Annotated in this window: 24 protein-coding genes; 15 read left to right on the top strand and 9 right to left on the bottom strand. The window is 69.5% G+C overall.

Going from position 1 to position 24,061, the window contains the following annotated elements:
• Nucleotides 1–85 precede the first annotated feature (85 nt).
• The 3 genes from ACLJK8_RS03955 to bcp all read right to left on the bottom strand — a co-directional run bounded on the left by ACLJK8_RS03955 (nucleotide 86) and on the right by bcp (nucleotide 2,709).
• A complete protein-coding gene (locus ACLJK8_RS03955) occupies nucleotides 86–601 on the bottom strand; it encodes a bactofilin family protein (RefSeq protein ID WP_413148794.1) in 516 nt (171 codons plus the stop codon).
• Nucleotides 591–1,934, bottom strand: coding sequence for a DUF5930 domain-containing protein (locus ACLJK8_RS03950; RefSeq protein ID WP_413148793.1), 1,344 nt, complete (start codon nucleotides 1,932–1,934; stop codon nucleotides 591–593). The genes ACLJK8_RS03955 and ACLJK8_RS03950 overlap by 11 nt, the downstream gene beginning before the upstream one ends.
• 313 nt (nucleotides 1,935–2,247) lie before the next feature.
• Nucleotides 2,248–2,709 (bottom strand): thioredoxin-dependent thiol peroxidase, encoded by a 462-nt coding sequence (bcp, locus tag ACLJK8_RS03945; RefSeq protein WP_413148792.1) that lies wholly within the window; start codon nucleotides 2,707–2,709, stop codon nucleotides 2,248–2,250.
• A gap of 185 nt (nucleotides 2,710–2,894) precedes the next feature.
• Here bcp and queA point away from each other — a divergent pair, with 185 nt between their 5' ends.
• The 4 genes from queA (at nucleotide 2,895) to lpdA (ending at nucleotide 7,559) form a co-directional block, all read left to right on the top strand.
• Entirely contained in the window at nucleotides 2,895–3,938 is a 1,044-nt protein-coding gene (queA, locus tag ACLJK8_RS03940) for a tRNA preQ1(34) S-adenosylmethionine ribosyltransferase-isomerase QueA (protein WP_413148791.1), read from the top strand.
• A 169-nt stretch (nucleotides 3,939–4,107) separates the two neighbouring features.
• Nucleotides 4,108–5,397, top strand: coding sequence for an MFS transporter (locus ACLJK8_RS03935; protein WP_413148790.1), 1,290 nt, complete (start codon nucleotides 4,108–4,110; stop codon nucleotides 5,395–5,397).
• Nucleotides 5,398–5,439: 42 nt separating this feature from the next.
• Complete coding sequence (locus tag ACLJK8_RS03930) at nucleotides 5,440–6,009, top strand: DUF924 family protein (protein WP_413148789.1); 570 nt, start codon at nucleotides 5,440–5,442, stop codon at nucleotides 6,007–6,009.
• Nucleotides 6,010–6,161: 152 nt separating this feature from the next.
• Nucleotides 6,162–7,559: a dihydrolipoyl dehydrogenase gene (lpdA, locus tag ACLJK8_RS03925; protein WP_413148788.1), complete on the top strand. Its 1,398-nt coding sequence runs from the start codon at nucleotides 6,162–6,164 to the stop codon at nucleotides 7,557–7,559.
• Nucleotides 7,560–7,673: 114 nt separating this feature from the next.
• Here lpdA and ACLJK8_RS03920 read toward each other — a convergent pair whose 3' ends face one another.
• Nucleotides 7,674–8,015, bottom strand: a complete 342-nt coding sequence (locus tag ACLJK8_RS03920) for a DUF2853 family protein (RefSeq protein ID WP_413148787.1) — start codon at nucleotides 8,013–8,015, stop codon at nucleotides 7,674–7,676.
• A gap of 130 nt (nucleotides 8,016–8,145) precedes the next feature.
• On the opposite strand from ACLJK8_RS03920, the gene ACLJK8_RS03915 reads away from it, so the two are divergent.
• Nucleotides 8,146–8,994 carry an urea carboxylase-associated family protein gene (locus tag ACLJK8_RS03915; protein ID WP_413148786.1) on the top strand — a complete coding sequence of 283 codons (849 nt, stop codon included), beginning with the start codon at nucleotides 8,146–8,148 and terminating at the stop codon, nucleotides 8,992–8,994.
• Between the two features lie 45 nt (nucleotides 8,995–9,039).
• Here ACLJK8_RS03915 and gyrA read toward each other — a convergent pair whose 3' ends face one another.
• Nucleotides 9,040–11,847 carry a DNA gyrase subunit A gene (gene gyrA, locus ACLJK8_RS03910; RefSeq protein ID WP_413148785.1) on the bottom strand — a complete coding sequence of 936 codons (2,808 nt, stop codon included), beginning with the start codon at nucleotides 11,845–11,847 and terminating at the stop codon, nucleotides 9,040–9,042.
• A gap of 97 nt (nucleotides 11,848–11,944) precedes the next feature.
• On the opposite strand from gyrA, the gene nthA reads away from it, so the two are divergent.
• From nthA to ACLJK8_RS03895, 3 genes are read left to right on the top strand one after another with little or no spacing between them, the layout of a single operon-like run.
• Complete coding sequence (gene nthA / locus ACLJK8_RS03905; RefSeq protein ID WP_413148784.1) at nucleotides 11,945–12,634, top strand: nitrile hydratase subunit alpha; 690 nt, start codon at nucleotides 11,945–11,947, stop codon at nucleotides 12,632–12,634.
• Nucleotides 12,631–13,290, top strand: a complete 660-nt coding sequence (gene nthB / locus ACLJK8_RS03900) for a nitrile hydratase subunit beta (protein WP_413148783.1) — start codon at nucleotides 12,631–12,633, stop codon at nucleotides 13,288–13,290. The genes nthA and nthB overlap by 4 nt, the downstream gene beginning before the upstream one ends.
• On the top strand, nucleotides 13,277–13,666 hold the full coding sequence (locus tag ACLJK8_RS03895) for a nitrile hydratase accessory protein (RefSeq protein ID WP_413148782.1): 390 nt from the start codon (nucleotides 13,277–13,279) through the stop codon (nucleotides 13,664–13,666). Before nthB ends, ACLJK8_RS03895 begins: the two co-directional genes overlap by 14 nt.
• A gap of 4 nt (nucleotides 13,667–13,670) precedes the next feature.
• Here ACLJK8_RS03895 and ACLJK8_RS03890 read toward each other — a convergent pair whose 3' ends face one another.
• Together ACLJK8_RS03890 and ACLJK8_RS03885 are read right to left on the bottom strand one after the other, a co-directional pair.
• Nucleotides 13,671–14,855 (bottom strand): MFS transporter, encoded by a 1,185-nt coding sequence (locus ACLJK8_RS03890; RefSeq protein WP_413148781.1) that lies wholly within the window; start codon nucleotides 14,853–14,855, stop codon nucleotides 13,671–13,673.
• The gene (locus tag ACLJK8_RS03885) at nucleotides 14,855–15,637 is read right to left on the bottom strand and encodes a DeoR/GlpR family DNA-binding transcription regulator (RefSeq protein WP_413148780.1); all 783 of its coding nucleotides are present in this window, start codon (nucleotides 15,635–15,637) and stop codon (nucleotides 14,855–14,857) included. The genes ACLJK8_RS03890 and ACLJK8_RS03885 overlap by 1 nt, the downstream gene beginning before the upstream one ends.
• Nucleotides 15,638–16,113: 476 nt before the next feature.
• On the opposite strand from ACLJK8_RS03885, the gene nrdR reads away from it, so the two are divergent.
• Nucleotides 16,114–16,587, top strand: coding sequence for a transcriptional regulator NrdR (nrdR, locus tag ACLJK8_RS03880; protein ID WP_413148779.1), 474 nt, complete (start codon nucleotides 16,114–16,116; stop codon nucleotides 16,585–16,587).
• A 5-nt stretch (nucleotides 16,588–16,592) separates the two neighbouring features.
• Complete coding sequence (ribD, locus tag ACLJK8_RS03875) at nucleotides 16,593–17,702, top strand: bifunctional diaminohydroxyphosphoribosylaminopyrimidine deaminase/5-amino-6-(5-phosphoribosylamino)uracil reductase RibD (RefSeq protein ID WP_413148778.1); 1,110 nt, start codon at nucleotides 16,593–16,595, stop codon at nucleotides 17,700–17,702.
• A 37-nt stretch (nucleotides 17,703–17,739) separates the two neighbouring features.
• Here ribD and ACLJK8_RS03870 read toward each other — a convergent pair whose 3' ends face one another.
• Nucleotides 17,740–18,867: a polysaccharide biosynthesis/export family protein gene (locus ACLJK8_RS03870; protein WP_413148777.1), complete on the bottom strand. Its 1,128-nt coding sequence runs from the start codon at nucleotides 18,865–18,867 to the stop codon at nucleotides 17,740–17,742.
• A gap of 235 nt (nucleotides 18,868–19,102) precedes the next feature.
• Here ACLJK8_RS03870 and ACLJK8_RS03865 point away from each other — a divergent pair, with 235 nt between their 5' ends.
• The 5 genes from ACLJK8_RS03865 (at nucleotide 19,103) to ACLJK8_RS03845 (ending at nucleotide 22,795) form a co-directional block, all read left to right on the top strand.
• Nucleotides 19,103–19,723 carry a riboflavin synthase gene (locus ACLJK8_RS03865; RefSeq protein ID WP_413148776.1) on the top strand — a complete coding sequence of 207 codons (621 nt, stop codon included), beginning with the start codon at nucleotides 19,103–19,105 and terminating at the stop codon, nucleotides 19,721–19,723.
• A gap of 16 nt (nucleotides 19,724–19,739) precedes the next feature.
• A complete protein-coding gene (gene ribB / locus ACLJK8_RS03860) occupies nucleotides 19,740–20,846 on the top strand; it encodes a 3,4-dihydroxy-2-butanone-4-phosphate synthase (RefSeq protein WP_413148775.1) in 1,107 nt (368 codons plus the stop codon).
• Nucleotides 20,847–20,849: 3 nt separating this feature from the next.
• Complete coding sequence (locus ACLJK8_RS03855; protein WP_413148774.1) at nucleotides 20,850–21,380, top strand: 6,7-dimethyl-8-ribityllumazine synthase; 531 nt, start codon at nucleotides 20,850–20,852, stop codon at nucleotides 21,378–21,380.
• On the top strand, nucleotides 21,380–21,874 hold the full coding sequence (nusB, locus tag ACLJK8_RS03850; RefSeq protein WP_413148773.1) for a transcription antitermination factor NusB: 495 nt from the start codon (nucleotides 21,380–21,382) through the stop codon (nucleotides 21,872–21,874). The genes ACLJK8_RS03855 and nusB overlap by 1 nt, the downstream gene beginning before the upstream one ends.
• A gap of 165 nt (nucleotides 21,875–22,039) precedes the next feature.
• A complete protein-coding gene (locus tag ACLJK8_RS03845; RefSeq protein WP_413148772.1) occupies nucleotides 22,040–22,795 on the top strand; it encodes a hypothetical protein in 756 nt (251 codons plus the stop codon).
• Nucleotides 22,796–22,867: 72 nt separating this feature from the next.
• Here the strand turns inward: ACLJK8_RS03845 and ACLJK8_RS03840 are convergent, their stop codons facing one another.
• Nucleotides 22,868–23,956 (bottom strand): NADH pyrophosphatase zinc ribbon domain-containing protein, encoded by a 1,089-nt coding sequence (locus tag ACLJK8_RS03840; protein ID WP_413148771.1) that lies wholly within the window; start codon nucleotides 23,954–23,956, stop codon nucleotides 22,868–22,870.
• Between the last annotated feature and the right edge of the window lie 105 nt (nucleotides 23,957–24,061).

Genomic DNA, 24,061 nt, shown 5'->3' with positions numbered 1-24,061 from the left:
TCGGCAAGAGAATTTCGGGCGCCCATGTGTCCGAGCCGCCTGCCTTCGAAGCCGGCGCGGCTGGGCTCGCGCGTGGGCCGCGCGCCTAGCTGGGGGCGCCGTCCATCTCGGCGGGGGCCACCGAGGAGGGTCCGGTGATGCGCGGCGGCTGCGGCTTGGCACCCTTGGTGAGCGGATCTTCCTCGCGATGGACCGAGCCCTCGAAATGGGCGCCGCTCTCGATCGCGATCGTCTTGTGCACCACGTCGCCCTCGACCTTGGCGGTCGAGCTGAGGCGGATCTTGACGCCCCGCAGGCGGCCAGTGACGCGCCCGTGAACGATCAGCTCCTCGGCGACGATCTCGCCCTTCACCGTCGCGCTCTCGCCGATGATGAGCACCTCGGCGCGCACGTCGCCGTCGATCATGCCCTCGACCTGGATGTCGCCGGTCGAGCGGATGTTGCCGGTGATCATGATGTCGGAGGCGAGGACGGACGCGGCCGGCTTGGCCTTCGCCGACGGGGCCGCGCTCGGGGCCGGGGAGGGCTTGAAGTCGGCGCGCGGCTCCGGGGTCGGGGTCGGCTGCGGTAGCGGTTCGCTCGGTCGGGTCTTACTGAACATTCTGCGCGGCCTCCATGTAGGGGAGAGGGTTCACAGCGGCGCCGTTGAGCCGCACCTCGTAATGCAGATGCACGCCAGTGCTCCGCCCGGTGTTACCCATATCACCGATACGGTCACCGCGCGAGACGCGCTGTCCGACCTTCACGCGGATGCTCGACTGGTGCGCGTAGATCGTCTCATAGCCGAGATCGTGCCGGATCCGCACGACCTTGCCATAACCGCGCTCGGCGCCCGCGGTCGTGACGACGCCGTCGGCCGTCGCGTGGATGCCGGTGCCCCTGGGGCCCGCGAGGTCGAGGCCGGAATGCATGCGGCGGCCGGCGCCGCGGGGGTCGCGGCGCACGCCGAACTCGCTCGTCAGCCGGTAGGCGTCGTTGACGGGCATGGCGAGCGGAACCTTGTTCGCGGCGACCCGCAGCAGGTTCAGCTGATCGAGGTCGCGCATCATCGCGCCGAGGCGCGGGTTCCGAACGCCGCCGTCATAATCGCGGGTCGCGACCGCGGGTTCCAGCGGGCCACCCTCGCCGGAGTAATTCGAGCGCACCGTCTCGAGCAGCGCGTCGACATCGATGTCCGCGTTCGACATCGCCTTGCTGAGCGGGCCGAAGGACATCGCGACCGCCTGCTCGACCTCGTCGATCATCTGGTCCTGACGCTTCGCCGCCAGATCGGCGCGCAGCCGCATGTCGGTGACTTCGCGGGTCAGTTCGGCGGTTCGCGCGGTCGCTGTGTCGCGCGCGGTCGCGGTGTCGCGGAGCTGGGCGGAAAGCGCGCGGACGGTATCGTCGAGATCGCCGCCGGGCGTCGCGCCGGCCTGGAATTCCGGGCTCCCGGCCGCGGCGTTGGCGGCTCCGAGGTTCGCGGTCGCCGAGTTCGCGGCGAGGGACGCATCCCGCGCCGAGACGGCGTCGCGCAGCCTGTCGCGCATGGCGTCGAGCGCGGCGGAAAGCTCGCGCCGCTCGCTCTCCGCGGCGAGGAGGTCGCTCTGCTGGCGGCTGATCTGGTTCATCGCGAGCTGGAACCGGCCCTCGGCCGACCGCGCCTCGCTGGCACGCTCGTCGCGTTCGGCGGCGAGATCGTCGAGCCGCTGCTCATAGGCGGCGCGGAGCGGGTTCACCTCCGTCGCGGCGCGCGGCGCGACGGACTCGCTGACCAGCGCGGCGGCCGAGAATGCGATGTAGCCGAGGAAAGCCGCGCCGCCGAGGCCGGCGAGAAGCTGGGAGAACGGGCCGATGATGATGTGGCGGGCGCCGCCATCCTGACGGATGGTGATGTGCTTTTCCGGCAGGATCGCGGACAAGCCCCAATTCGGCCGGCGTTCGGGTCCCGCCATGCGTTTACCTCGTTGCTGCTTTGAGGCTTTCGCTGCACTGCCCCCATCAGGACCGGTGATTAAGAAGACGGTAAACGTTTAGCAATGCGATCGGGTCCGCGTCGGCGAAGATCCGCCGGTCTCGGCACCGCGCGCGGACGTGTCCGCGGCGGAGGCATCGATGGCGGCCTTGAGCCAATGTCTTGAATGTACGCCATTTTTCTCGTGATCTGCGAGGTCGGCGCGCCGGCGGGCGACCAGTTCGCGGCCGCGGCCGGTCTGTAACGCATCGGTAACCTTTCGTGAGCGGGAACCGTTCGGGACCTCGGGGGAATCAGAGCGCCCGCAGCGCGTCGAGGACTTCGGCGACATGGCCGGCGACCTTAACCTTCGGCCAGGCGCGCGCGACCTTCCCGTCCGGCCCGATCAGGAATGTTGCCCGGGTGATGCCCATGAACGTCTTGCCGTACATCGATTTCTCGCCCCAGACGCCATAGCGTTCGCAGGTATCGCCGTTCTCGTCGGAGGCGAGGATCACGCCGAGCCCGTGCTTGTCGCGAAACTTGTCGTGGCTCTTCACACTGTCCTTGGAGATGCCGATGACCGCGGCGCCGAGCGCCTCGAAGGCGCCGAGGTTGGCGGAGAACTCCACCGCCTCGGTGGTGCAGCCGGGGGTGTCGTCGCGCGGGTAGAAATAGACGACCACGGGCTTGCCCGCGAAATCGGAGAGCGAGACCTCGCCGCCGCCATCGCGGGGCAGGGTGAAGCCGGGGGCGGTGTCGCCGGAGCTGAGCATGATATCCTCCCGAATTGTTCCGGTTCCGATCAGACCGGGCGGGCGCCCGGGGCGCAAGGGGGGACCCGAGCAGGGACCAAGCCGGTCGCGCCCGGTTGCCGGCGCCGGGTGGGGGGCATAAGAGGCGGCGCGGCGCGCGGTCCCTGGTCCGCGCGGGATTGCATGGGCGCGGCCGGGAGGGCGGGATGCGGCTCGAGGATTTCGATTTCGACCTGCCGGAAGATCTGATCGCGCTGCGTCCGGTCAGGCCGCGCCCCGCGTCGCGGCTGCTGGTCGCCGGGCCGGAACGGATCACCGACGCGACGGTCGCCGAGATCGGGCGCTGGCTGCGCCCGGGCGACCTTCTGGTGCTGAACGACACCAGGGTGATCCCGGCGCGGCTCGCGGGCGTCCGGCGGCGGGCGAATGGCGCGGAGGCGCGTATCGAGGCGACGCTGATCGCGGCGGGGGCGGACGGGACCTGGCGCGCGCTGGCGCGTCCGGGCAAGCGGCTCGCGGTCGGCGACCGGATAGGCTTCGGCGACGCGCTCTCGGCGGAGGTGCGCGACAAGGAGGGGGCGGAGGTCGTCCTCGCCTTCGACCGCGCGGGGGAGGGGCTCGACGCCGCGCTGGAGGCCGTGGGCGAGATGCCGCTGCCGCCCTATATCGCCACGCGCCGCGCCGTCGATGCCCGGGACCGGGAGGATTACCAGACCGTCTTCGCCGCCCGCCCCGGCGCGGTGGCGGCGCCGACGGCCTCGCTGCATTTCGACGAGGACCTGCTGGCGGGGCTCGCGGCGCGGGGCGTCGAGACGGCGCGCGTGACGCTTCATGTCGGCGCGGGCACCTTCCTGCCGGTGAAGGTAGAGAATATCGAGGCGCATCGGATGCATGCCGAATGGGGCGAGATCACCCCCGAGGCCGCGGCGGCGATCGAGGCCACGCGCGCCGCCGGGCACCGCGTGATCCCGGTCGGGACGACGGCGCTCCGGCTGATCGAATCGGCGGCCACGGCGCCCGGCCGGATCGCACCCTGGCGCGGCGATACCGATATCTTCATCCGGCCCGGCCACGAGTTTCGCGTCACGAGCGGCCTGATGACGAACTTTCATCTGCCGAAATCGACGCTGCTCATGCTCGTCTCGGCGCTGATGGGTGTCGGGCGCATCCGCGAGATCTACCGGCACGCGGTCGCGGAGCGGTACCGTTTCTTCTCCTACGGCGACAGTTCGCTGCTGCTGCCGGAGTAGTGGGCGCGACGCTCCCGCCCGCGCCCGCGGCGGATCGTCGCGCCTTCGGTGTGGACTATCCCGCGCGTATTCCCCTGTCGCCCATGACGGGAGTTGGGATAAGCTGCGCTTCCCCAGGTGGTACTGGGCCGGGCCCGCGTGGACCGGAAGGCAATGGACGGCGGCGCGGATGACGGCGGTACTCAAGACTTCCTGGGCGCTCCTGCTCGGAATGATGTTCCTGATGATCGGAAACGGCATGCAGGGGACGCTTCTGGGCATCAGGGGCGGAATCGAGGGATTCGCGCCGACTTCCATGGCCTGGGTTATGAGCGCCTATTACGCGGGCTTCCTCGTCGGCACGCGGGTCGTGGCGAATCTGATCCGCCGCGTCGGCCATGTCCGAGTCTTCTCGGCGCTCGCCTCGCTCGTGGCCGCGGCCTTCATCCTCTACGCCGCCGATGCCCATATGGTGCTCTGGGCGGCGATGCGCCTGCTCGTGGGCTTCTGTTTCGCCGGGATCTACGTCGTCGCCGAGAGCTGGCTCAACGAGGCGTCGAGCAACGAGACCCGGGGCCAGGCGCTCTCGCTCTACATGATCGTCCAGATGGTCGGGGTCATCACCGCGCAGGGGCTCCTCAACGTGGCCGATCCCGGCGGCTACACGCTCTTCATCATCATGTCGGTGCTTGTTTCGGTGTCGTTCCCGCCGATCCTGCTCTCCGCGAGCCCGGCGCCGCCCTACAGCACGACGAAGCGGATGACGCTGGGACAGCTTTTCAGGATCTCGCCGCTCGGCTGCGTCGGCACCTTCGCGCTCGGCGGCGTCTTCGCGGCGGTCTTCGGCATGGCCTCGGTCTTCGGCACCGAGCGCGGGCTCGACGTGGGCGAGATCGCGGCCTTCGTCGCGGTGATCTATTTCGGCGGGCTCGTTTGCCAGGTGCCGATCGGCCGGGCCTCCGACCGGATGGACCGGCGCATCCTGATCGCGGGGCTCACGGCCTTCGGCGCCGCGCTCACCGCGCTCGCCACCGTGGCGCCGCCGAACGCCTGGACACTGCTCATCTTTGGCTTCTTCATCGGGGGGGTGGCGAACCCGCTCTATGCGCTGCTGATCGCCTATACGAACGATTTTCTCGAGCCCGCGGACATGGCGGCGGCCTCGGGCGGGCTCCTGTTCATCAACGGGCTCGGCGCGATCAGCGGCCCCTTCGTGATCGGCTGGCTGATGACGGCGATGGGACCGGGTGGGTATTTCTTCTACCTCGCGGTGCTCTTCGGGCTGGTCGCGGTCTATGCGATCTACCGGATGACGCGGCGCGCCTCGCCCACCGGGGGAACAGCGGCCAGCTATCCGCCGTTTCTACCTCAGGCCTCGCCCGTCGCGGTCGAGGTCGCGCAGGCGGTCGCCTCCGAGCGGCGGCAGGAAACCGGGGCGCCCGAGACGCCTGGGAACGAGAGTGGGAACGAGAACCAATAGGAAGGGCGCGGAGGTCACCGACGCCCATCGAAGGAGGAGGAAATGGACCAACGCGCCGAGGAAATTCTCGAATTCTGGCTGGAGAAGATCGGCCCGGAGGGATGGTATGACCCGCCCGCCGGGCTCGATGACGACATCCGCGCCCGCTACGCCGATCTCTGGGAGGAGGCGAGCGCGGGCCGGCTCGATCGCTGGGTGGTCAAGCCGCGCGGGACGCTGGCGCTCCTGATCCTGCTCGATCAGTTCCCGCGCAACATGTTCCGGAACGAGGCGCGCGCCTTCGCGAGCGACCGCGAGGCGCGCCGGGTCGCGAAACGCGCGATCGGCTTCGGTCAGGACCGTCAGGTGTCCGAGGTCGAGCGGCAGTTCTTCTATCTCCCGCTCGAACATTCGGAGATGGGCTCCGACCAGGCGCGGTCGGTGCGGATGTTCATGACGGTCGAGGACCCGGAAAGCCTCGTCCACGCGCGCGCGCATCGCGACGTGATTCGGCGATTCGGGCGTTTCCCCACGCGAAACGCGGCGCTCGGCCGGATCTGTACCCGGGACGAGCAGGCCTATCTCGACGCCGGGGGCTACGCCGAGGCGGTCGCCCGGGCCCGCGCGGCCTGAGCCTCGACGTGACCTCGAATCGGCTTCGCGCGCGCCGCCCGGTTGACACCGGGGAAACGCTGTAAGACGACAGTCCTGGGTCGCACTGGCCCAGGACGTTCAAACCGTTTAGAAGCGCGGGAACACGCGTGTTTCCCCGGGGGATGTGAGATATGGCCGGTAAGACCTATGATGTGGTGGTGATCGGAAGCGGTCCGGGCGGTTACGTCGCCGCGATCCGCTGCGCGCAGCTGGGCCTGAAGACCTGCGTGATCGAGCGGGAGAATCTCGGCGGGATCTGCCTCAACTGGGGCTGCATTCCGACCAAGGCGCTGCTCCGGACTTCGGAAATCTTCCACCTCATGCATCGCGCCAAGGAATTCGGGCTGAAGGCCGAGAATGTCGGCTACGATCTCGACGCGGTGGTGAAGCGCTCGCGCGGCGTCGCGAAGCAGCTGAACTCCGGCGTCGGCTTCCTGATGAAGAAGAACAAGATCGACGTGATCATGGGCGACGCCCGGCTCGCCGGGAAGGGCAAGGTCTCGGTCAAGACCGACAAGGGCGAGGAAGAGATCACCGGGTCCAAGGCGATCATCCTCGCGACCGGCGCCCGCGCCCGCGACCTGCCGGGCCTCGAGGCCGATGGCAAGCGCGTCTGGTCCTACCGCCACGCGCTGGTGCCGCCGCACATGCCGAAGAAGCTGCTCGTCATCGGCTCGGGCGCGATCGGCATCGAATTCGCGAGCTTCTACAACACGCTCGGCGCCAAGACGACCGTGGTGGAGGTGCTCGACCGCGTGCTGCCGGTCGAGGATGCCGAGATCTCCGGTTTCGCCAAGAAGCAGTTCCAGAAGCAGGGCATGACGATCCTGGAGAAATCGACCGTCAAGAAGCTCGAGCGGAGCGCCGACAAGGTGGTCGCGACGATCGAGACCGGCGGGAAGGAGACTTCCGAGGAATTCGACACTGTCATCTCCGCCGTCGGCATCGTCGGTAATGTCGAGAACCTCGGGCTCGAGGAAGCGGGCGTGAAGGTCGACCGGACCCATGTCGTGGTCGATGAATACTGCCGCACCGGCGTTGACGGGCTCTATGCTATCGGCGATCTCGCCGGGGCGCCCTGGCTCGCGCACAAGGCGATGCACGAAGGCGTCATGGTCGCCGAGCTGATCGCCGGCCAGCATCCGCATCCGACCAAGCCCGAGGCGATCGCCGGCTGCACCTACTGCCAGCCGCAGGTGGCGAGCGTCGGCTATACCGAGGCGAAGGCCAAGGAGCTCGGCTATCAGGTCAAGGTCGGGCACTTCCCCTTCATCGGCAACGGCAAGGCGATCGCGCTCGGCGAGCCCGAGGGGATGATCAAGACCGTCTTCGACGCGAAGACCGGCGAGCTTCTCGGCGCGCATATGGTGGGCGCGGAAGTGACCGAGCTGATCCAGGGCTATGTGGTCGGCCGGAGCCTCGAGACGACCGAGCAGGAGCTCATGAACACCGTCTTCCCGCACCCGACGCTGTCGGAGATGATGCACGAGGCGGTGCTCGACGCCTACGGGAAGATGCTTCACATGTGAGACCAGCGGGGCGGGCCGTCCGCGCCCGCCCTCTCTACCGCCCCCGCCAATCGGGGGCGGCTTGCCCGCCGGGGTCGCCACGCCAGTTCCGAGGGGCTGCCCGGGCGCCGAGCCTCAGGCGTAGACGGCTTCGCGGCCGAAATGTTTCGTCAGCAGATAATAGACCACGGCGCGATGCTTGCGCGGGTTCGACGGGCCATAGGTCTGGATCACCGCCTGGATGCCCTGCGCGAGTTCGGGCCCGCCGGCGAGGCCGAGCTTCTTAATCAGGAAGTTCTTCTCGATCCGCTCGAGTTCCTCGGGGTCCGACCCGGCCACGAGCGTCGAATCCGCCCGGTAGATCGAGGGGCCGCAACCGATCGTGACCCGGGTCAGAAGCTCCATGTCGGGGGTCTGTCCGCATTTCCCGGAGATGTCGGCCGCGTAGTCCGCGATCAGTTCGTCGCGCTTTCCCATGTTTCTCTCCCTGTCCGACGCGTCTTTGTCGCCATCCGGCAGTCTAGCGCCATCGGCCGGGGCCGCGGAAGGCGGTTGCGGGGCGGCGGCGGCATCGGCCAAGCTCGGGGCCCGAGGACAGGAGGGGACGATGACACGCGACTTTCCGGCGGCTTATCAGGCGGGAGAGGGCTCCGCCCTCGCGCTCGACCGCGATTTCTACACCCGGATCGCCGGCGCGGAGCGCGAACTGGCGGAAAGCTTCGTGATCCCGATCCGGACCGGCCGGGCGTGGCACGTCGCCGCGGGGCAGGTTTTCCGCATCGTGGCACCCGAGGGGCCGCAGGTTGGCGACCTCAACATCTGGAACCGCCACAACCCGCGCGAGCGGCTCTGGGCCTCGCGGACGCGGCAGTTGCAGGCGGCGCATGTGACGGTCTTCGACCGTCTCTGGTCGACGCTGCCCTTTCTGCGGCCGCTCGTCACGATCACGGCGGATGCGCTCGCCGGCTACGGCGTGGACGAATACGGCGGGCGGGTGCACGACCTGCTCGGCACGCGATGCGATCCTTACGTGAACCGGCTGCTGACGGGCGAGGATTTCGACCATTGCTGCCACTCGAATCTGGTCCGGGCGGTCGCACCCTTCGGGCTCACGGAATTCGACGTCCATGACGTCTTGAACGTCTTCCAATGCACCGGGCTCAATCACGCGGACCGGTATTTCATGCGCGACTGTCCGGCGAAGCCCGGCGACTATCTCGAGTTCTTCGCCGAGCAGGATCTGCTCTGCGCGCTCTCGACCTGCCCCGGCGGCGACCTCTCGGTTCCGCTCTGGGGGCCTGAGGCGCGCGACCCGCTCGACGTCTGCCGGCCGCTCGCGGTGGAAGTCTACGATCTCGCAGGAGGCACGCTGGACGGCTGGGCGCCGCCCCGGTCGCCGGAGTATCGCGGCGCGCACGGGATGAAGCAGCCGACCCCGCCCTGGGGGGAGGCCTGAGAGCGCGCGAAAGCCGCCGCGCTCCCGAGGAAGCTTCTCCCGCTTTCAGCTTTCCGGGGCCGCCCCGTCACCCGCCGCGTCGCCCGTCGCGCCGCCGTCCTCCTCGCCGCCATTTCCATCGACGCCGCTCACATCGACTCCCGCCTCGGCGACGAGTGCGACGGAGACGACGCGCTCCCCACCCGCGGTCTGGAAGACGCGAACGCCGCCGGCGCCCCGGGAGCGGAACGAGATGTCCGAGACCGGGCAGCGGATCGACTGGCCAGCGTCGGTCGCGAGCATGATCTGGTCGTTCGGATCGACGGCGAAGAGCGTGACGAGCGGCCCGCCCCGCATCGCGCGGTCCATCGCGGCGACGCCCTGACCGCCCCGGCCGCGGACCGGATAGTCATGGCTCGACGAGAGCTTGCCGAAGCCCTTCTCGGTGACGGTGAGCAGCAGGTCCTCCGCCTCCGACATCTCGACGTAGCGGGCCTGGCCGAGCTCGAAGTTGCCCGAGGCCGCCTCTTCGCCCTCCTCGGCCTCGACCTCCTCCTCGGGCGCGCCCATCACGGCCCGGCGGCGCTTGAGATAGGCGGCGCGCTCCTCGGCGGTCGCCTCGAAATGGCGGATCACCGCCATCGACACCACCTCGTCGCCGCTCGCGAGCCGGATGCCGCGGACGCCGGTCGAGTCGCGGCCCTTGAAGACGCGCACATCCGGCGTCGGGAAGCGGATGGCGCGCCCCGCCTTCGTCGTCAGCATCACGTCGTCGTCCTCGGAGCAGATCCGCGCGTTGATGAGCCGGACGCCCTCGGGCAGCTTCATCGCGATCTTGCCGTTGGCCTTCACATTGGTGAAATCGTCGAGCGCGTTGCGGCGCACGTCGCCGTCCGAGGTCGCGAACATGACCTGGAGCTTCGACCACTCCTCTTCGGGCACGTCGACCGGCATGATCGCGGCGATGGAGGTGCCCTGGTCGATCGGCAGGATGTTGACGATCGCCTTGCCCCGGGCATTGCGGGCGGCGAGCGGCAGGCGCCAGGTCTTGAGCTCGTAGACGATCCCGCTCGTGGTGAAGAACAGGAGCGCGGTATGGGTGTTGGCGACGAAGAGCGTGGTGACGAAATCCTCGTCCTTCGTGGCCATCCCCTGCGTGCCCTTGCCGCCCCGGCGCTGGGCGCGGTACTCGGTCAGCGGCGTGCGCTTGATGTAACCGCCGGAGGTCACGGTCACGACCATGTCCTCGCGCTCGATCAGATCCTCGTCCATGAGATCGGCGTCATGCTCGATGATCTCGGAGCGGCGCGGCACGGCGAAGAGTGTCCGGACCTCGCGGAGCTCGTTCGAGATGATCTCCATGATCCGCGCGCGCGACGCGAGGATGTCGAGATAGTCCTGGATCCTGCCCGCCAGTTCCTCGAGTTCGTCGGTCACTTCCTTGACGCCGAGCGCGGTCAGGCGCTGGAGACGGAGATCGAGGATCGCGCGGGCCTGGGTCTCGGAAAGGTTGTAGGTGCCGTCCTCGTTGATCCGGTGGCTCGGGTCGTCGATGAGCCGGATATAGGGCGCGATGTCCTCGGCCGGCCAGCGGCGCGTCATCAGCCGCTCGCGCGCCTCCGCGGGATCGGCGGAGGACCGGATCGTCGCCACCACCTCGTCCACGTTCGAGACGGCGACGGCGAGGCCGCAGAGGATATGCGCTCGCTCCCGCGCCTTGCGCAGTTCGAAGGCGGTGCGGCGCGCGACCACTTCCTCGCGGAAGGTGAGGAAGGAGGTGAGGAACTTGCGGAGATCGAGCTGTTCCGGCCGCCCGCCGTTCAAGGCCAGCATGTTGCAGCCGAAGGAGGTCTGCATCGGCGTGAAGCGGAAAAGCTGGTTCAGCACCACCTCGGGCGTCGCGTCGCGGCGCAGTTCGACGACGACGCGCACGCCGAAACGGTCGCTCTCGTCCTGCACATGCGCGATGCCCTCGATCCTCTTGTCGCGGGCGAGCTCGGCGATCCGCTCGATCATCGTCGCCTTGTTGACCTGATAGGGGATCTCGGTCGCGACGATGGCGAAACGGTCCTTGCGGATCTCCTCGATCTTCGTGCGGGCGCGGATGATCACCGAGCCCCGGCCCTCGTGATAGGCCTTCCGCGCGCCGGCGCGGCCGAGGATGATGCCGCCGGTCGGGAAATCCGGTGCGGGGATATATTCCATGATCTCCGCGACGCCGAGGTCGGGATTCTCGATGAGCGCCAGCGTCGCGTCGATCACCTCGCCGAGATTATGCGGCGGGATGTTCGTCGCCATGCCGACCGCGATGCCGCCCGCGCCGTTGACCAGCATGTTCGGGAAGCGCGCCGGCAGGACGGAGGGCTCCAGATCCTTGCCGTCGTAGTTCGGTTGGAAATCGACCGTATCCTTGTCGATGTCGGCCATCAGATAGTCGGCCGGCTTGTCGAGCCGCACCTCGGTGTAGCGCATCGCCGCCGGAGCGTCGCCGTCCATCGAGCCGAAATTGCCCTGACCGTCCAGAAGCGGCAGCGACATCGAGAACGGCTGTGCCATGCGCACGAGCGCGTCGTAGATCGCGCTGTCGCCGTGGGGGTGATACTTGCCCATCACGTCGCCGACGGGGCGCGCGCTCTTGCGATAGGGCTTGTCATGCGTGTTGCCGGTCTCGTTCATCGCATAGAGGATGCGGCGATGCACGGGCTTCAACCCGTCGCGCAGATCGGGGATCGCGCGGCTGACGATCACGCTCATCGCATAGTCGAGATAGGCGGTGCGCATCTCCGACTCGATCGCGATGGCGGGTCCGCTGTGGGACGGGCGCGGAGCTTCGGGCTCCTGATCGGGAGTCTCGTCGTCGGGAGTGTCGGTCAAGGGAAAGCGATCCTGTTCCGGGGCGCCTAAGCGTCTGATAAGCAGTTATAGACGGGCGCCACGCCGTCCGCAATCGCAGCCCGGGGGAGAGGCGCCGATGCCGCACGATCACGAGCAGAATCCGGGGCAGAATCCGGGGCACGATCACGGTCATGATCACGGTCACGACCATGGGCCCGACAATCACCTCGATCCGATGACGGCGCGGGTGATGGCGCTCGAGACCATCCTGACCGAGAAGGGCCTGATCGACCCGGCGGCGCTCGACGCGATCATCGAGACCTATGTCTCGAAGGTCGGGCCGCGCAATGGCGCGCGGGTGGTGGCGCGGGCGTGGCTGGAGCCGGATTTCGCCGACTGGCTGCGCGAGGATGCGACGGCGGCGATCACGGAGATGGGCTACGCCGGGCGGCAGGGCGAGCATATGCGCGCGGTCTTCAACACCGGGGACACGCACAACCTCGTCGTCTGCACGCTCTGCTCCTGCTACCCGTGGTCGGTGCTGGGGCTGCCGCCGGTCTGGTACAAGGCGCCGCCCTATCGCGCGCGGGCGGTCAGCGATCCGCGCGGCGTGTTGCGGGAGTTCGGGCTGGACCTTCCGGCGGCGACCAGGATCCGCGTCTGGGATTCGACGGCCGAGCTTCGCTATCTCGTCGTGCCGCTCCGGCCCGAGGGGACCGAGGGGCTGGGCCTTGAGGAACTCGCCGATCTCGTCGGCCGCGATGCGATGATCGGCACGGCGCTCGCCGCATCGCCGGCCACGAACGTTCCGGGGGCGGGGCGATGAACGGGCCGCAGGATCTCGGCGGGCGGCACGGGTTCGGCCCGGTCGAGCCGGAGGCGGACGAGCCACTGTTTCACGCGCCCTGGGAGGCGCGGGCGCTCGCGGTCACGCTCGCCTGCGGCGCGCTCGGCGCCTGGACGATCGACGAGAGCCGGCACGCGCGCGAGACCCTGCCCTGGGTCACCTACTACCGGTCGAGCTATTACGAGATCTGGGTGCGCGCGCTGGAAAAGCTGCTCGAACGCCACGGCTTCGTCGGCGCCGACGAGCGCGCGGCCGGCCATCCGCTGCGGCCGGGTCCCGAGGCGCCGCGTGTGTTGCGCGCGGAAACCGTCGCAGCCGCTCTGAAGCGCGGTGGGCCCTGCGATCGCGAGGTCGGGGCGCCCGCCCGTTTCGCCGCGGGCGACCGGGTGCGGACGCGGTCGATGAATCCGGCGGGGCATACCCGCCTGCCGGCGTACGCGCGCGACAAGACCGGCGTGGTCGAGACCGTGCAGGGCGGTTTCGTCTTTCCCGACACCAATGCCGATCGAAGGGGGGAAAATCCGGAGTGGGTCTATACCGTCGTCTTCCGGGGCGAGGATCTCTGGGGCGCGGATGCCGAGCCCGGTTCGGAGGTCTCGGTCGATGCCTGGGAGAGCTATCTTGAACCCGCCTGACATGACTCCGCCCGGCATGAACTTGGCCGACACGAACTTGCCCGACACGAACCCATCCGACATGCCTCTGCCGGTCGAGCGGCCGGGCGAGCCGGTCTTCGCCGCGCCCTGGGAGGCGAAGGCCTTCGCGCTCGCCGTGCTGCTCCGCGACCGGGGGCTCTTCGACGGAAATGCCTGGGCGGAGGCGCTGGGCGCGGAATGCGCGGGCGGCGGGCCTTATTACGAGGCCTGGCTCGGCGCGCTGGAAAAGATGCTGGCGGAGGCCGGCGTGGCCTCCGCCGAGGATGTGGCGCGGCTTGCCCGCGACTGGCAGCGCGCGGCGGAGGCGACGCCGCATGGCACGCCGATCCGACTCGAAAACCTGCCGGATCGCTAGCTCGTCAGCGGTGCTCCTCGGCCATGTCGGCGGTTCGCGCATGATGCGCGAAGGCGAAGGCGACGAGATAGAGCACCGGCAGCACGGCGAAGATCAGTCCGAGGCCGACATGGGCGGCGATGAAGCCGATCAGTGACGGCGCGAAGAGCATGCCGGAATAGCCGAGGAAGGTGACGAGCGAGATCCCGACGCCCGGCGGCAGCCCCGGCAGATTGCCCGCCGCCGAGAAGGCGATCGGGACAAGGTTCGCGATGCCGAGACCCGAGACGGCGAAGCCGACGATGGCGATGCTCGGGCTCGGCGCGAAGCCGGCGACGACGAGACCGGCGGCGGCGACCAGCGCGGAGACCCGGAAGGTCCGGATCGCGCCGAACCGGTCGCGGATCAGATCGCCGGTGAAGCGCATCACCGCCATGGTCGCGGCGAAGGCGGCGTAGGCGAAGCCCGAGACCTCGACCGAGGCGTCAAGCTCGTCGCGCAGGAACAGCGCGCTCCAGTCGAGCACCGAGCCTTCCGGGATCATGCAGAGGAGCGCCATCGCGCCGAGAATCCAGGGGAGCGCCTGACGCGGCAGTCGCAGCGGCTGCTTCTCCGCCTGCGGCGCGGCGCGGTCGCGCATGATCGCGCCCCAGATGAACGCGAGCAGCGCGGCGCAGACGACCACGATCACCGCCGACTGCGCCATGCCTCCGAACTGTCCGAGCAGCACGCCGCCCGTCGCGGCGCCGATGAGGCCGCCGAGGCTCCAGAAGCCGTGGCAGGACGACATGATCGCGCGCCGCATCGAGCGTTCGACCGAGACCGCGTTGGCGTTCATCGCCACGTCCATGCCGCCGATGATCCCGCCGAACAGGAAGGCGCCGACGAAGGCGACGGGCAGGGCGGGCGCGAGGACGAGGAACAACCAGGAGGGCGCGAGGCAGAGCGTCAGCGCGCGCAGGATCCTCTGCGACCCGTCACGCGCGATCACGGCGCCGACGAGCGGCATCGTCACGAGCGAGCCCACGCCGAAGGCGAGGATCAGGAGGCCGAGCATCGCCTCGTCGATGCCGAGCTGGGTCTTGAACACCGGAATCCGGGGCGCCCAGTTGCCGACGAGATAGCCGTTCAAGAGGAAGGCGACCGAGACGGCGACGCGTTCCTTGGGCATCAGCGCGGAGCGGGCGGGGGGCAGGGCGGTTTCGGTCATCACACGGTTTCCACTTCGATAAGCTCGGGACCGATGTCCGCCAGGCGGTCCCGTACGGTCTGGGGCAGGCCGGCCTCGATCACGAGCGTGTCGCAGGCGGCGAGTTCGATGACGGAGAACGGACCGGCGGTGCCGATCTTGCTCCGGTCGCAGGCGGTGGCGACGGCGCCGCTGTTGGCGGCGAGGCGGCGCTTCACGGCGGCGTCCTCGACCGAATGCGCGGTCAGCGCGCCCTCGGGGTCGAGCCCGCAGGTGCCGAGCAGGAGCAGGTCGGGCCGGAGCCCGGCGATCTCCTCCAGCGCATGGGCGCCGATCGCGGCGCCGATCACCGGATCGACCCGGCCGCCGATCGCGACGAGCGCCCCGCCCCGCGCCTCGACCAGCGCCGCCGCGATCGCCGGCGTATGGGTCACGAGCGTGACGCCGCCGAGGTCGGAACTGGCCGCCAGCGCCCGCGCGGCGGCGAGGTTGGTCGAGCCCGTGTCGAGGAACACCGTCATGCCCGGCTCGACCAGCCGCGCCAGCGCGGCGCCGAGCGCCTCCTTCACCGGCGCGGCGAGGCGCGCGCGGCTGCTGATCGGCCCCTTCGACGGCGTGGCGGGCAGCGCCCCGCCATAGACGCGGCGGCAGCGGCCGGCGGCGGCGAGCGCGCGCAGGTCCCGCCGGATCGTGTCCTCCGAGGTCGCGAAGTCGCGCGCGAGTTCCGCCGCGACGACCCGGCCCTCGCTGAGAAGTCGCGCCTCGATCGCGTCGAGGCGCTCGGATGTCAGGAAACTGCTCATGGTGGTTTTCTTCTTAGGAGTGCAGAATCGACGGCTTCATGCAGAAACATGCATAAACGGGCAAAGCCGGATCGTCAAGATGGATGTGGAGCGTCGGGATGGCGCCGCATCCGGCGACGGTGGGATGGCGCCGCCTCCGGCGACGGTGGGATGGCGCCGCCTCCGGCGACGGCGGGGTGGAGACTTGCGGGGGAGGGCGACTGGGGACACGCGCGGCGGCGTGTCATCGCCGGGGTACTCGGGCGTTCTCAATGCCGCGGGCGCCCGGTCGCCTTCAAGACCCGACCGCGCGACTGTACCCGGAAAGCCGCGCGGCGTAGCCGATCGGTCACAGCCCAGCCCGATGCTCCCCCGGATCGATCCCGGTCGGACGGCCGGATCGCCCGCGGCCAGTAGTGGTTGCGACGAAGCCTCTACCCAATCTGTTGTCCAGTCCCTATAGTGCTCCCGGTCCGAAGCACGGGTAAGGATGGGGCATGCGCTGTCCGTTTTGCGGAAGTATCGACACCCAGGTCAAAGACAGCCGTCCCGCCGAGGACCATGTATCGATCCGCCGCCGCCGCTTCTGCCCGGCCTGCGGCGGCCGGTTCACTACCTATGAGCGGGTGCAGCTGCGCGATCTCGTCGTCGTGAAGAAGAACGGCCGGCGGGAGGCCTTCGACCGCGACAAGCTCGAACGGTCGATCCGGATCGCGATGCAGAAGCGCCCGATCGAGGTCGAGCGGCTCGACCAGCTGATCTCCGGCATCGTCCGGCGTCTCGAATCGCTCGGCGAGACCGATGTTCCCTCGGATACGATCGGGACCATCGTGATGGAGACGCTGGCACGGATTGACACCGTCGCCTATGTGCGCTTCGCAAGCGTCTACAAGAATTTCCAGGCGGCCGACGATTTCGAAGACTTCGTGTCCGAACTTCGACCGGCGCCGGCGGTACAGGACGACAACTGAATATCATGGCCTTTTCAGATCTGGACGCGGGCTTCATGCGCGCGGCGCTCGGCCTTGGCGCGCGCGCGCTCGGGCGGGTGTGGCCCAACCCCGCCGTCGGCTGCGTGATCGTCTCGCAGGCGGGCGCGGTGGTGGGCCGCGGCTGGACCCAGGACGGCGGCCGGCCGCATGCCGAGGCGATGGCGCTGGCGCAGGCGGGCGACGGTGCGCGGGGCGGCACGGTCTATGTCACGCTGGAACCCTGCTCGCACGCGGGCCGCGGCGGTCCCTGCGCGGGCGCGCTGATCGCCGCGGGCGTCGCGCGCGTCGTCGTCGCGATCGGCGACCCGGACCCGCGGGTGAACGGCGAGGGGCTCGCCGCGCTCAAGGCGGCGGGCATCACGGTCGATGTCGGCTGTCTCGCCGAGGAAGCCGAGGCGCTGAACCGGGGCTTTCTCCAGCGTATCCGGACCGGCCGTCCGACGCTGACGCTGAAGCTCGCGACCTCCATCGACGGCCGAATCGCCACGGCTTCGGGCGAGAGCAAATGGATCACCGGGCCCTGGGCGCGGGCCGAGGTCCATCTGATGCGCGCGCGCGCCGACGCGGTGCTGGTCGGGGCCGCCACCGCGCGCGACGACGACCCCCGGCTCAACGTGCGGGGCCTCGGCATCGGCGATGCGAACCCGGTCCGTGTGGTGGTCACGGGCTCTCTCGCGCTGCCCCGGTCGAGCTACATCGGCCAGACCGCGGGCGAGGTGCCGCTCTGGCTCTGCCATCACGCGGAGGCGGAAGAGGCGCGGCGCACGGCATGGACGGAGATGGGCGCCGATCTGATCGAGGTCCCGTTCCAGCCGGATGGCCAGATGGACCTCGCCGCGATGATGAGGCTTCTTGGCGAGCGCGGGCTCACGCGGGTGCTCTGCGAGGGCGGCGGACGGCTGGCCGGCGCGCTGATCGAGGCCGGGCTGGTCGACGAGGTGATCTGCTACACCGCCGGGATCGTGATCGGCGCCGAAGGGCTGCCGGGCGTGGGGGCGATCGGTCTCGAGTCGCTCGCGCTCGCGCCGCGCTACCGGATCGCCGATGTCACGCGCGTCGGACCCGACACGCGGACGCGTTGGGTCCGGGAGTAGCGGCGGGCGGGCCCGGAGACGCCCCAAAGGCCGGGGATCAGTCGGCGAGCCGGTCGACCGAGGCGGAGAGGTTGACCGCGGTGATGGCGACCGCGAGCACGCGGCTCCAGGAGGCGAAGGGCGCCTCGGTCATGTAGACGGTATCGCCGTCGCGGATGATGAAATCGCGCGCCGCGAACAGCCCCTCGGGCTCCGTCAGATCGATCAGATAGGCCATGCGCTGCGGCCCGGCGAGATCGCCGCGGCCGAGGACGCGGTTTGCGATGTCCGAATTCTCCTCGCGAAAGACGAAGACGCCAGTCGGATCGGCCGCCCGACCGTCCAGACCGCCAGCGGCGGCGATCGCCTCGAGGGCGGTCATGTCGCGCTCGGTGAAGTTCACGCGGCTCTGCCGGCTCGTCGCGCCGAGCGCGGTGAAGGCGCGCCGGTCGGTCTCGACGATCACCCGGTCGTTGGGTCGGAGCGCGATGTCCTCGCGCGGATTGTCGTAGAGGTCGCGGAGCCAGACGCGGCCCGTCGTCCCGGCGCGTTCGAGCTTCACCTGACCGACCTCGATCGGCACCCGCGCGCCACCGGCCCGCGCCAGCATCGCCGAGAGCCGCCGGGTCGGCGCCTCGATCGGGTAGACGCCGGGCGTCTCGACCTCGCCCATCACCGCGACGGTCGAACCGTCGCCGGCCACGCGGCGCACCTCGACCTGCGGATCGGGCGTCTGGCCCTGAAGGCTCTCCACGAGTTTCGCGCGAAGCTGGTCGGGCGTGAGCCCCGACGCGTCGATCCGGCCGGCGTAGGGCACGTAGATGTGGCCCGACTGGTCCACCTGCAAATCGGCGAGCGGCGTGTTCTTCTGTCCGACTCCGGCGAGCAGGCCGGTGCTCACATTCTCCCAGACCGTGACCGCGAGACGGTCGCCGGGCGCGATCGTGTCGGGCGAGACCACCCCCGCGCCGGTCATGGAACCCGGGAAGCCGAGCGGCGTGTCCACGCGGGTGATCGTCGCGATCACCGGCGTCACCTCCACGGTATGCATGTTGAACGAGGGATCGACGCTCGGCGACCTGAGATCGCTCGCCGTGGGGCCCGAGCGCGGCATGGTACAGCCCGCCAGCGCGCCGATCAGGATCACGCCCAGCAGGCGCGCCGCGGCTTTCGCCCTCAATCGCATCGATTGCCTCTTGTCCGCTCGTTGGCCTCTTTCCCGGATCACCGCCCGGGCTTGGCAGGCGAGGCTAGCGGGTTTGCGACGGCGAAGCCAGACACGGCGCGCCGGGACGGTGCGCGAGGCGGCGCGATTGTTGCCGATCCGCACCGATGGGTCTCCCGGCAATCCTCCCTTGCCGACCGGGACGCCGAGGTTTAGGACGCTGGGCCTGAGCCAAACGAGCGACCGGGACCCTCCGATGTTCACCGGAATTGTGACCGACATGGGCGAGATCGAGCGTCTCGAGGACCGGGGCGACCTTCGCGCCCGGATACGGACGGTCTATGCCTCCGACTCGATCGCGCTCGGCGCCTCGATCGCCTGCGACGGCGTCTGCCTCACGGTTGTGGACCGCGGCGCGCGCACGGAAGGCGGTGGCTGGTTCGACGTGGACATTTCCGCCGAGACGGTTGCCAGGACCAACATCCGCTCCGAGGGCACGGCCTGGGCGGCGGGATCGCGGGTGAACCTCGAACGCGCGCTCCGCCTCGGCGACGAACTCGGTGGACATATTGTCTCAGGCCACATCGACGGCCGCGCCGAGATCGTGAGCATGACGCCCGAGGGCGACAGCATGCGCTTCGTCTTTCGCGCGCCCGAGGCGCTGGCGAGATACATAGCGCCGAAAGGCTCCGTCGCGCTCAACGGAACCTCGCTCACGGTGAACGAGGTCGATGGCCGGGAGTTCGGCGTGAACATCATCCCGCATACCCGGGCGCATACCACCTGGGGCGCGGCGCGGCCGGGACTGCTGGTCAATCTGGAGATCGACACGTTGGCGCGCTATGTCGCGCGTCTTACCGAATTCAGCGCGGGCTGACGTGAGGGGGCCAGGAATGGAATTGTCGACCGACTATCACGATGCGATCTCGCCGATCGAGGAGATCATCGATGCCGCGCGCAACGGCAAGATGTTCATCCTCGTCGACCACGAGGATCGGGAGAACGAGGGCGATCTCATCATCCCCGCGCAGATGTGCACGCCCGACGCGGTCAATTTCATGGCGACCTACGGGCGCGGGCTGATCTGTCTCGCCCTGACGGCGGAACGGCTCGACGCGCTCGGCCTGCCCCAGATGTCCGCGTCCAATTCCTCGCGGCACGAGACCGCCTTCACCGTCTCGATCGAGGCGCGCGAAGGGATCTCGACCGGGATCTCGGCGGCCGACCGCGCCCGCACCGTGGCGGTCGCGATCGACTCGCGCTCCGGTCCCCTGGACATCGCGACGCCGGGCCATGTCTTTCCGCTCCGGGCGCGCGAGGGCGGCGTGCTGGTGCGCGCCGGCCATACCGAGGCCGCGGTCGACATCCCGCGGCTCGCAGGGCTCAACGCCGCCGGCGTGATCTGCGAGGTGATGAACGACGACGGCACGATGGCCCGGCTGCCTGATCTCATCCAGTTCGCGCAGCGCCACGGGCTCAAGGTCGGGACCATCTCCGATCTGATCGCCTACCGGCTGCGCCACGACAATCTGGTCCGCGAGACCGCGGTGCGCCGCATCACCTCGGAATTCGGCGGCGACTGGCAGCTCAGGGTCTTCGCCGACACGGCGAGCGGGGCGGAGCATCTGGTGCTCTCCAAGGGCGATCTCTCGACGCCGGAGCCGGTGCTCGTGCGGATGCACGCCGCCAATGTGATCGAGGACATGCTCGGAATTCACGCCGGCCGGTCCCACCAGCTCCGCGATGCGATGCTCGCGATCGCGGGCGAAGGCCGGGGCGTGCTCGTGCTCCTGCGCGACATGGCGAGCGCGGTCGATCTCGGCGATCACGTCTCGCCCGAGAAGCTGCGCCAGTACGGCGTGGGCGCGCAGATCCTGAACGCGCTCGGCCTGCATGATATCCTGCTGCTCACCAACTCGCCGATGCCGAAGATCGTCGGGCTCGAAGGCTACGGGCTCTCGATCACCGGCACCCGCCCCATTCCCGCCAGCGGAGGCTGAACCATGGCCAGCACCTTGGACCACGAGGGTCTGTCCGCCCCGAGTTTCGACGAGCCGACGAAATTCCTGATCGTCGTCGCCCCGTTCTACCGTGCCATCGCCGACGAGCTGCTCAAGGGCGCGCGCGCGGCGATCGAGGCGGCGGGTGCCACGCATGAGACGATCGAGGTGCCGGGCGCGCTCGAGGTTCCGACCGCGATCCGGCTCGCGAGCCGCGACGACGGTTTCGACGGGTTCGTGGCACTCGGCTGCGTGATCCGGGGCGAGACCACCCATTACGAGACAGTCTGCAACGATTCCTCGCGCGGGCTGACGCTGCTCGGCCTCGGCGGGCTCTGCATCGGCAACGGCATTCTCACGGTCGAGAACGAGGAACAGGCGCGGGTCCGCGCGGAAGCGGCCGGGCAGGACAAGGGCGGCGGCGCCGCGATCGCGGCGATGCATCTCGTCGCCCTCGCGCGGCGATTTGCCAAGGCCGGACGCCTCTCCGGCGCCGGCTTCCGGCCGGCCGGGGTCCAGACGGTCGATTCGTGATGGACTCCAGCCCGCCGCCAGGTCCGAAACCCACCGCCGCCCAGGGCCGGCGCATGCGCTCGGCCTCGCGGTTCTATGCCGTGCAGGCGCTCTTCCAGATGGAGGCCGCCGATGTGGGGCTCGATACCGTGCTCCGCGAGTTCGAAACGCATCGGATGGGCGCGGAGATCGATGGCGTGGCATATGCCGAAGCGGATCTCGACCACTTTCGCCGCCTTCTGAACGCCACCGTCTCGGAACAGGCGCGCATCGACCAGTTGACGCATCGCGGGCTTGTGGCGCGCTGGCCGATCGACCGGATCGATCCGACCCTGCGCGCGCTCTTCCGCGCGGCGGGGGCCGAGCTTGTCGCGACCGACACGCCGCCCAAGGTCACGATCACCGAATTCGTCGACGTGGCCAAGGCCTTCTATCCCGAAGGCAAGGAATCGAAGTTCGTCAACGCGGTGCTCGACCACATGGCGCGCGAGGCGCGGCCCGACGCCTTCGCCTGAGCCAGTCATCCGAGACCGGGGTCATCCGGGACGGGGTCATTCGGGACCGGGCTCATTCGGGACACTGGGCGCTTCCGCGCACTTCTCTCCCGCCGGCCGATCCGCTAGGTCTCGGGCGGGGCCGCTCCGCGGGCCCGGATCGAAACCGCAGGGAGCATCTCGCCCGTGAGCCATCCTTCGCCGCCGCCACTCGGGGCCGGACGCATCGTCGCGCAATCCTTCGGCCTCCTTCTCGCGAAATTCTCGACCGTGTTTCCGATGGCCTTCGTTCCGGCCCTGGCGCTTTCGCTCCTGAACCGGGCCGCCTGGCCGGCGGCGCCGATGGCCGAGGGAGGCGAGGCCGCGATGCCGGCCGTGCCGAGCTTCGGCGCGCTGATGCTCGGCTCGCTCAGCATGGTGCTGAGCTATTTCGTCGTCGGCGTGCTCTGCCTCGTCGCGCTCGACGCGGTGATCGGCAAGACGCATTCCGTCGGGCAGTACGCGCGGCAGGCGGCGCGGCACCTGCTGCCGATCGCCGTGCTCGGGATCGTGATCAGCGTGCTCGCGGGGCTTGGCTTCGCGCTCCTGATCGTGCCGGGCCTCTACGTCGTCGCGCGCTTCCTGCCCTGGGTCGAGGCGGTGGTCTTCGAGAATTCGGGCTGGCGCGGGCTCGGCCGGGCGCAGGAACTGACCGAAGGCTATCGCTGGCAACTCGCCGGGGCCGTCCTGCTGATGGGGGTCGTCATCGTCGGCCTCGCCATGCTCGCGGGGTCGGCGCTCTACGCGGTCGAGAACAATTTCGCCCTGTCGGTGCTGGTCGAATCCTTCGTCTCGGCGATCTACTACGCGCTCTTCGCCATATTCACCGCCCTTGTCTATGCGCGGCTCCGCGAGGTGAAGGAAGGCGTGAGCGTCGAACAGATCGCCGCCAGCATCGGCTGAGGTTCCGGTCCGGCCCGGAGCTTCACGAGGCCGGCCGCGCCAACGAACGCGTCGCCGGAACCGGCCGGCGCCTCAGGACGCGACCTGCAGATAGGCGACGGCGACGGCGGCGAGCACCATGGCGAGGACGAAGAAGAAGACCTTCATCGACGAATAGGGCCGCTCGCCCTCCACCGCGCCGGTGCGGCCGTTGACCACGAAGCGGTAGCTCTTGCCGTGATAGCGGTAGGCCGCCACCCAGACCGGCAGCAGCACGTGCTTGAAGGTGAGCGCGCCGACGCTCGTCTCCATCGCGCCGATCCGTTGCCGGTCGCCGCCGATGTCGCGACGGATGTCCTGCCGGATCACCTCGTCCATGATCTCCTTCGCCTCGCCGTAAGCCTGTTCGACCGGGACCGAATAGCCCTCGGCGCGGAAGCCCGCGAGAAACCGCGGCTCATAGGCGGAGAGCGCCGAGAGATCCCAGGGCGCGATCGCATCGGTGTAGCGCTTCGGCAGGCTGTTGGAGCCGAGCACGAGCACGTCGTCGAAGTTCCGCGCCACCGCGCCCTGCGCGGGATACCAGCGGACGCGCGCGACCTGCTGCGTCTGGGTCTGGGTCCGTCCGTTCACCCGCACCCGCACGGGATGGCTTTCGTAGTGGACCTTGCCGCGCTGGCCGCTGTAGCGCGTGCGCGTCTCGGCGTCGTAGGTCCAGTAGGGGACGTAGATCCCGTCCATCGCCCGGCCGGCGCGGGCATAGGCCCTGAGGTTCGACGGCGCGAACCAGAGCCGGCCGAGCCAGCGGTTCATCGCCTGCCGCGCCTCGTCCTCGGTCAGCAGGAAGGGCAATTGCGCCTGCGGCTTGATGTAGCGGCGCACCCCGGTGTCGGTCACGATCGGCGCGGCGCAGAACGGGCAGACCTTGGCGTGAATATCGGCGTCGAACTCGACCTCGGCGCCGCAGCTTTCGCAGCGGACGACGCGCAGATCCTCCATCTCGACGGCGGGAACCGCCTTCTCCGCCGCGCCGCGGAGGTCGAGTTCCGGGATGCCGCCACGTGCGTCCGGAATCGGCTCCTCGTGGCCGCAATGCGGGCAGCGGAGCGCCGTCGTGCCCGGCCGGAACCGCATTGGCGCGCCGCAGGCCGGGCAGGGGAAGCGGTGGTCCTCGAGCTTCACCGGCCCCGCTGGAGCGGCTTCCGGCGCGGGAGGACGCGGGGCCACCGTTTCGGTCGGAGGCGGGGAGGGGCGTAGGGCGTCAGGCCCGGGAGCGGAGGGCCCCGG

The sequence above is a fragment of the Amaricoccus sp. W119 genome, from assembly GCF_047275745.1.
In the GTDB taxonomy this organism is placed as follows: domain Bacteria; phylum Pseudomonadota; class Alphaproteobacteria; order Rhodobacterales; family Rhodobacteraceae; genus Amaricoccus.
The sequence above is the reverse complement of the archived record's forward strand: the minus strand, read 5'-3'. Positions and strand labels throughout refer to the sequence as shown.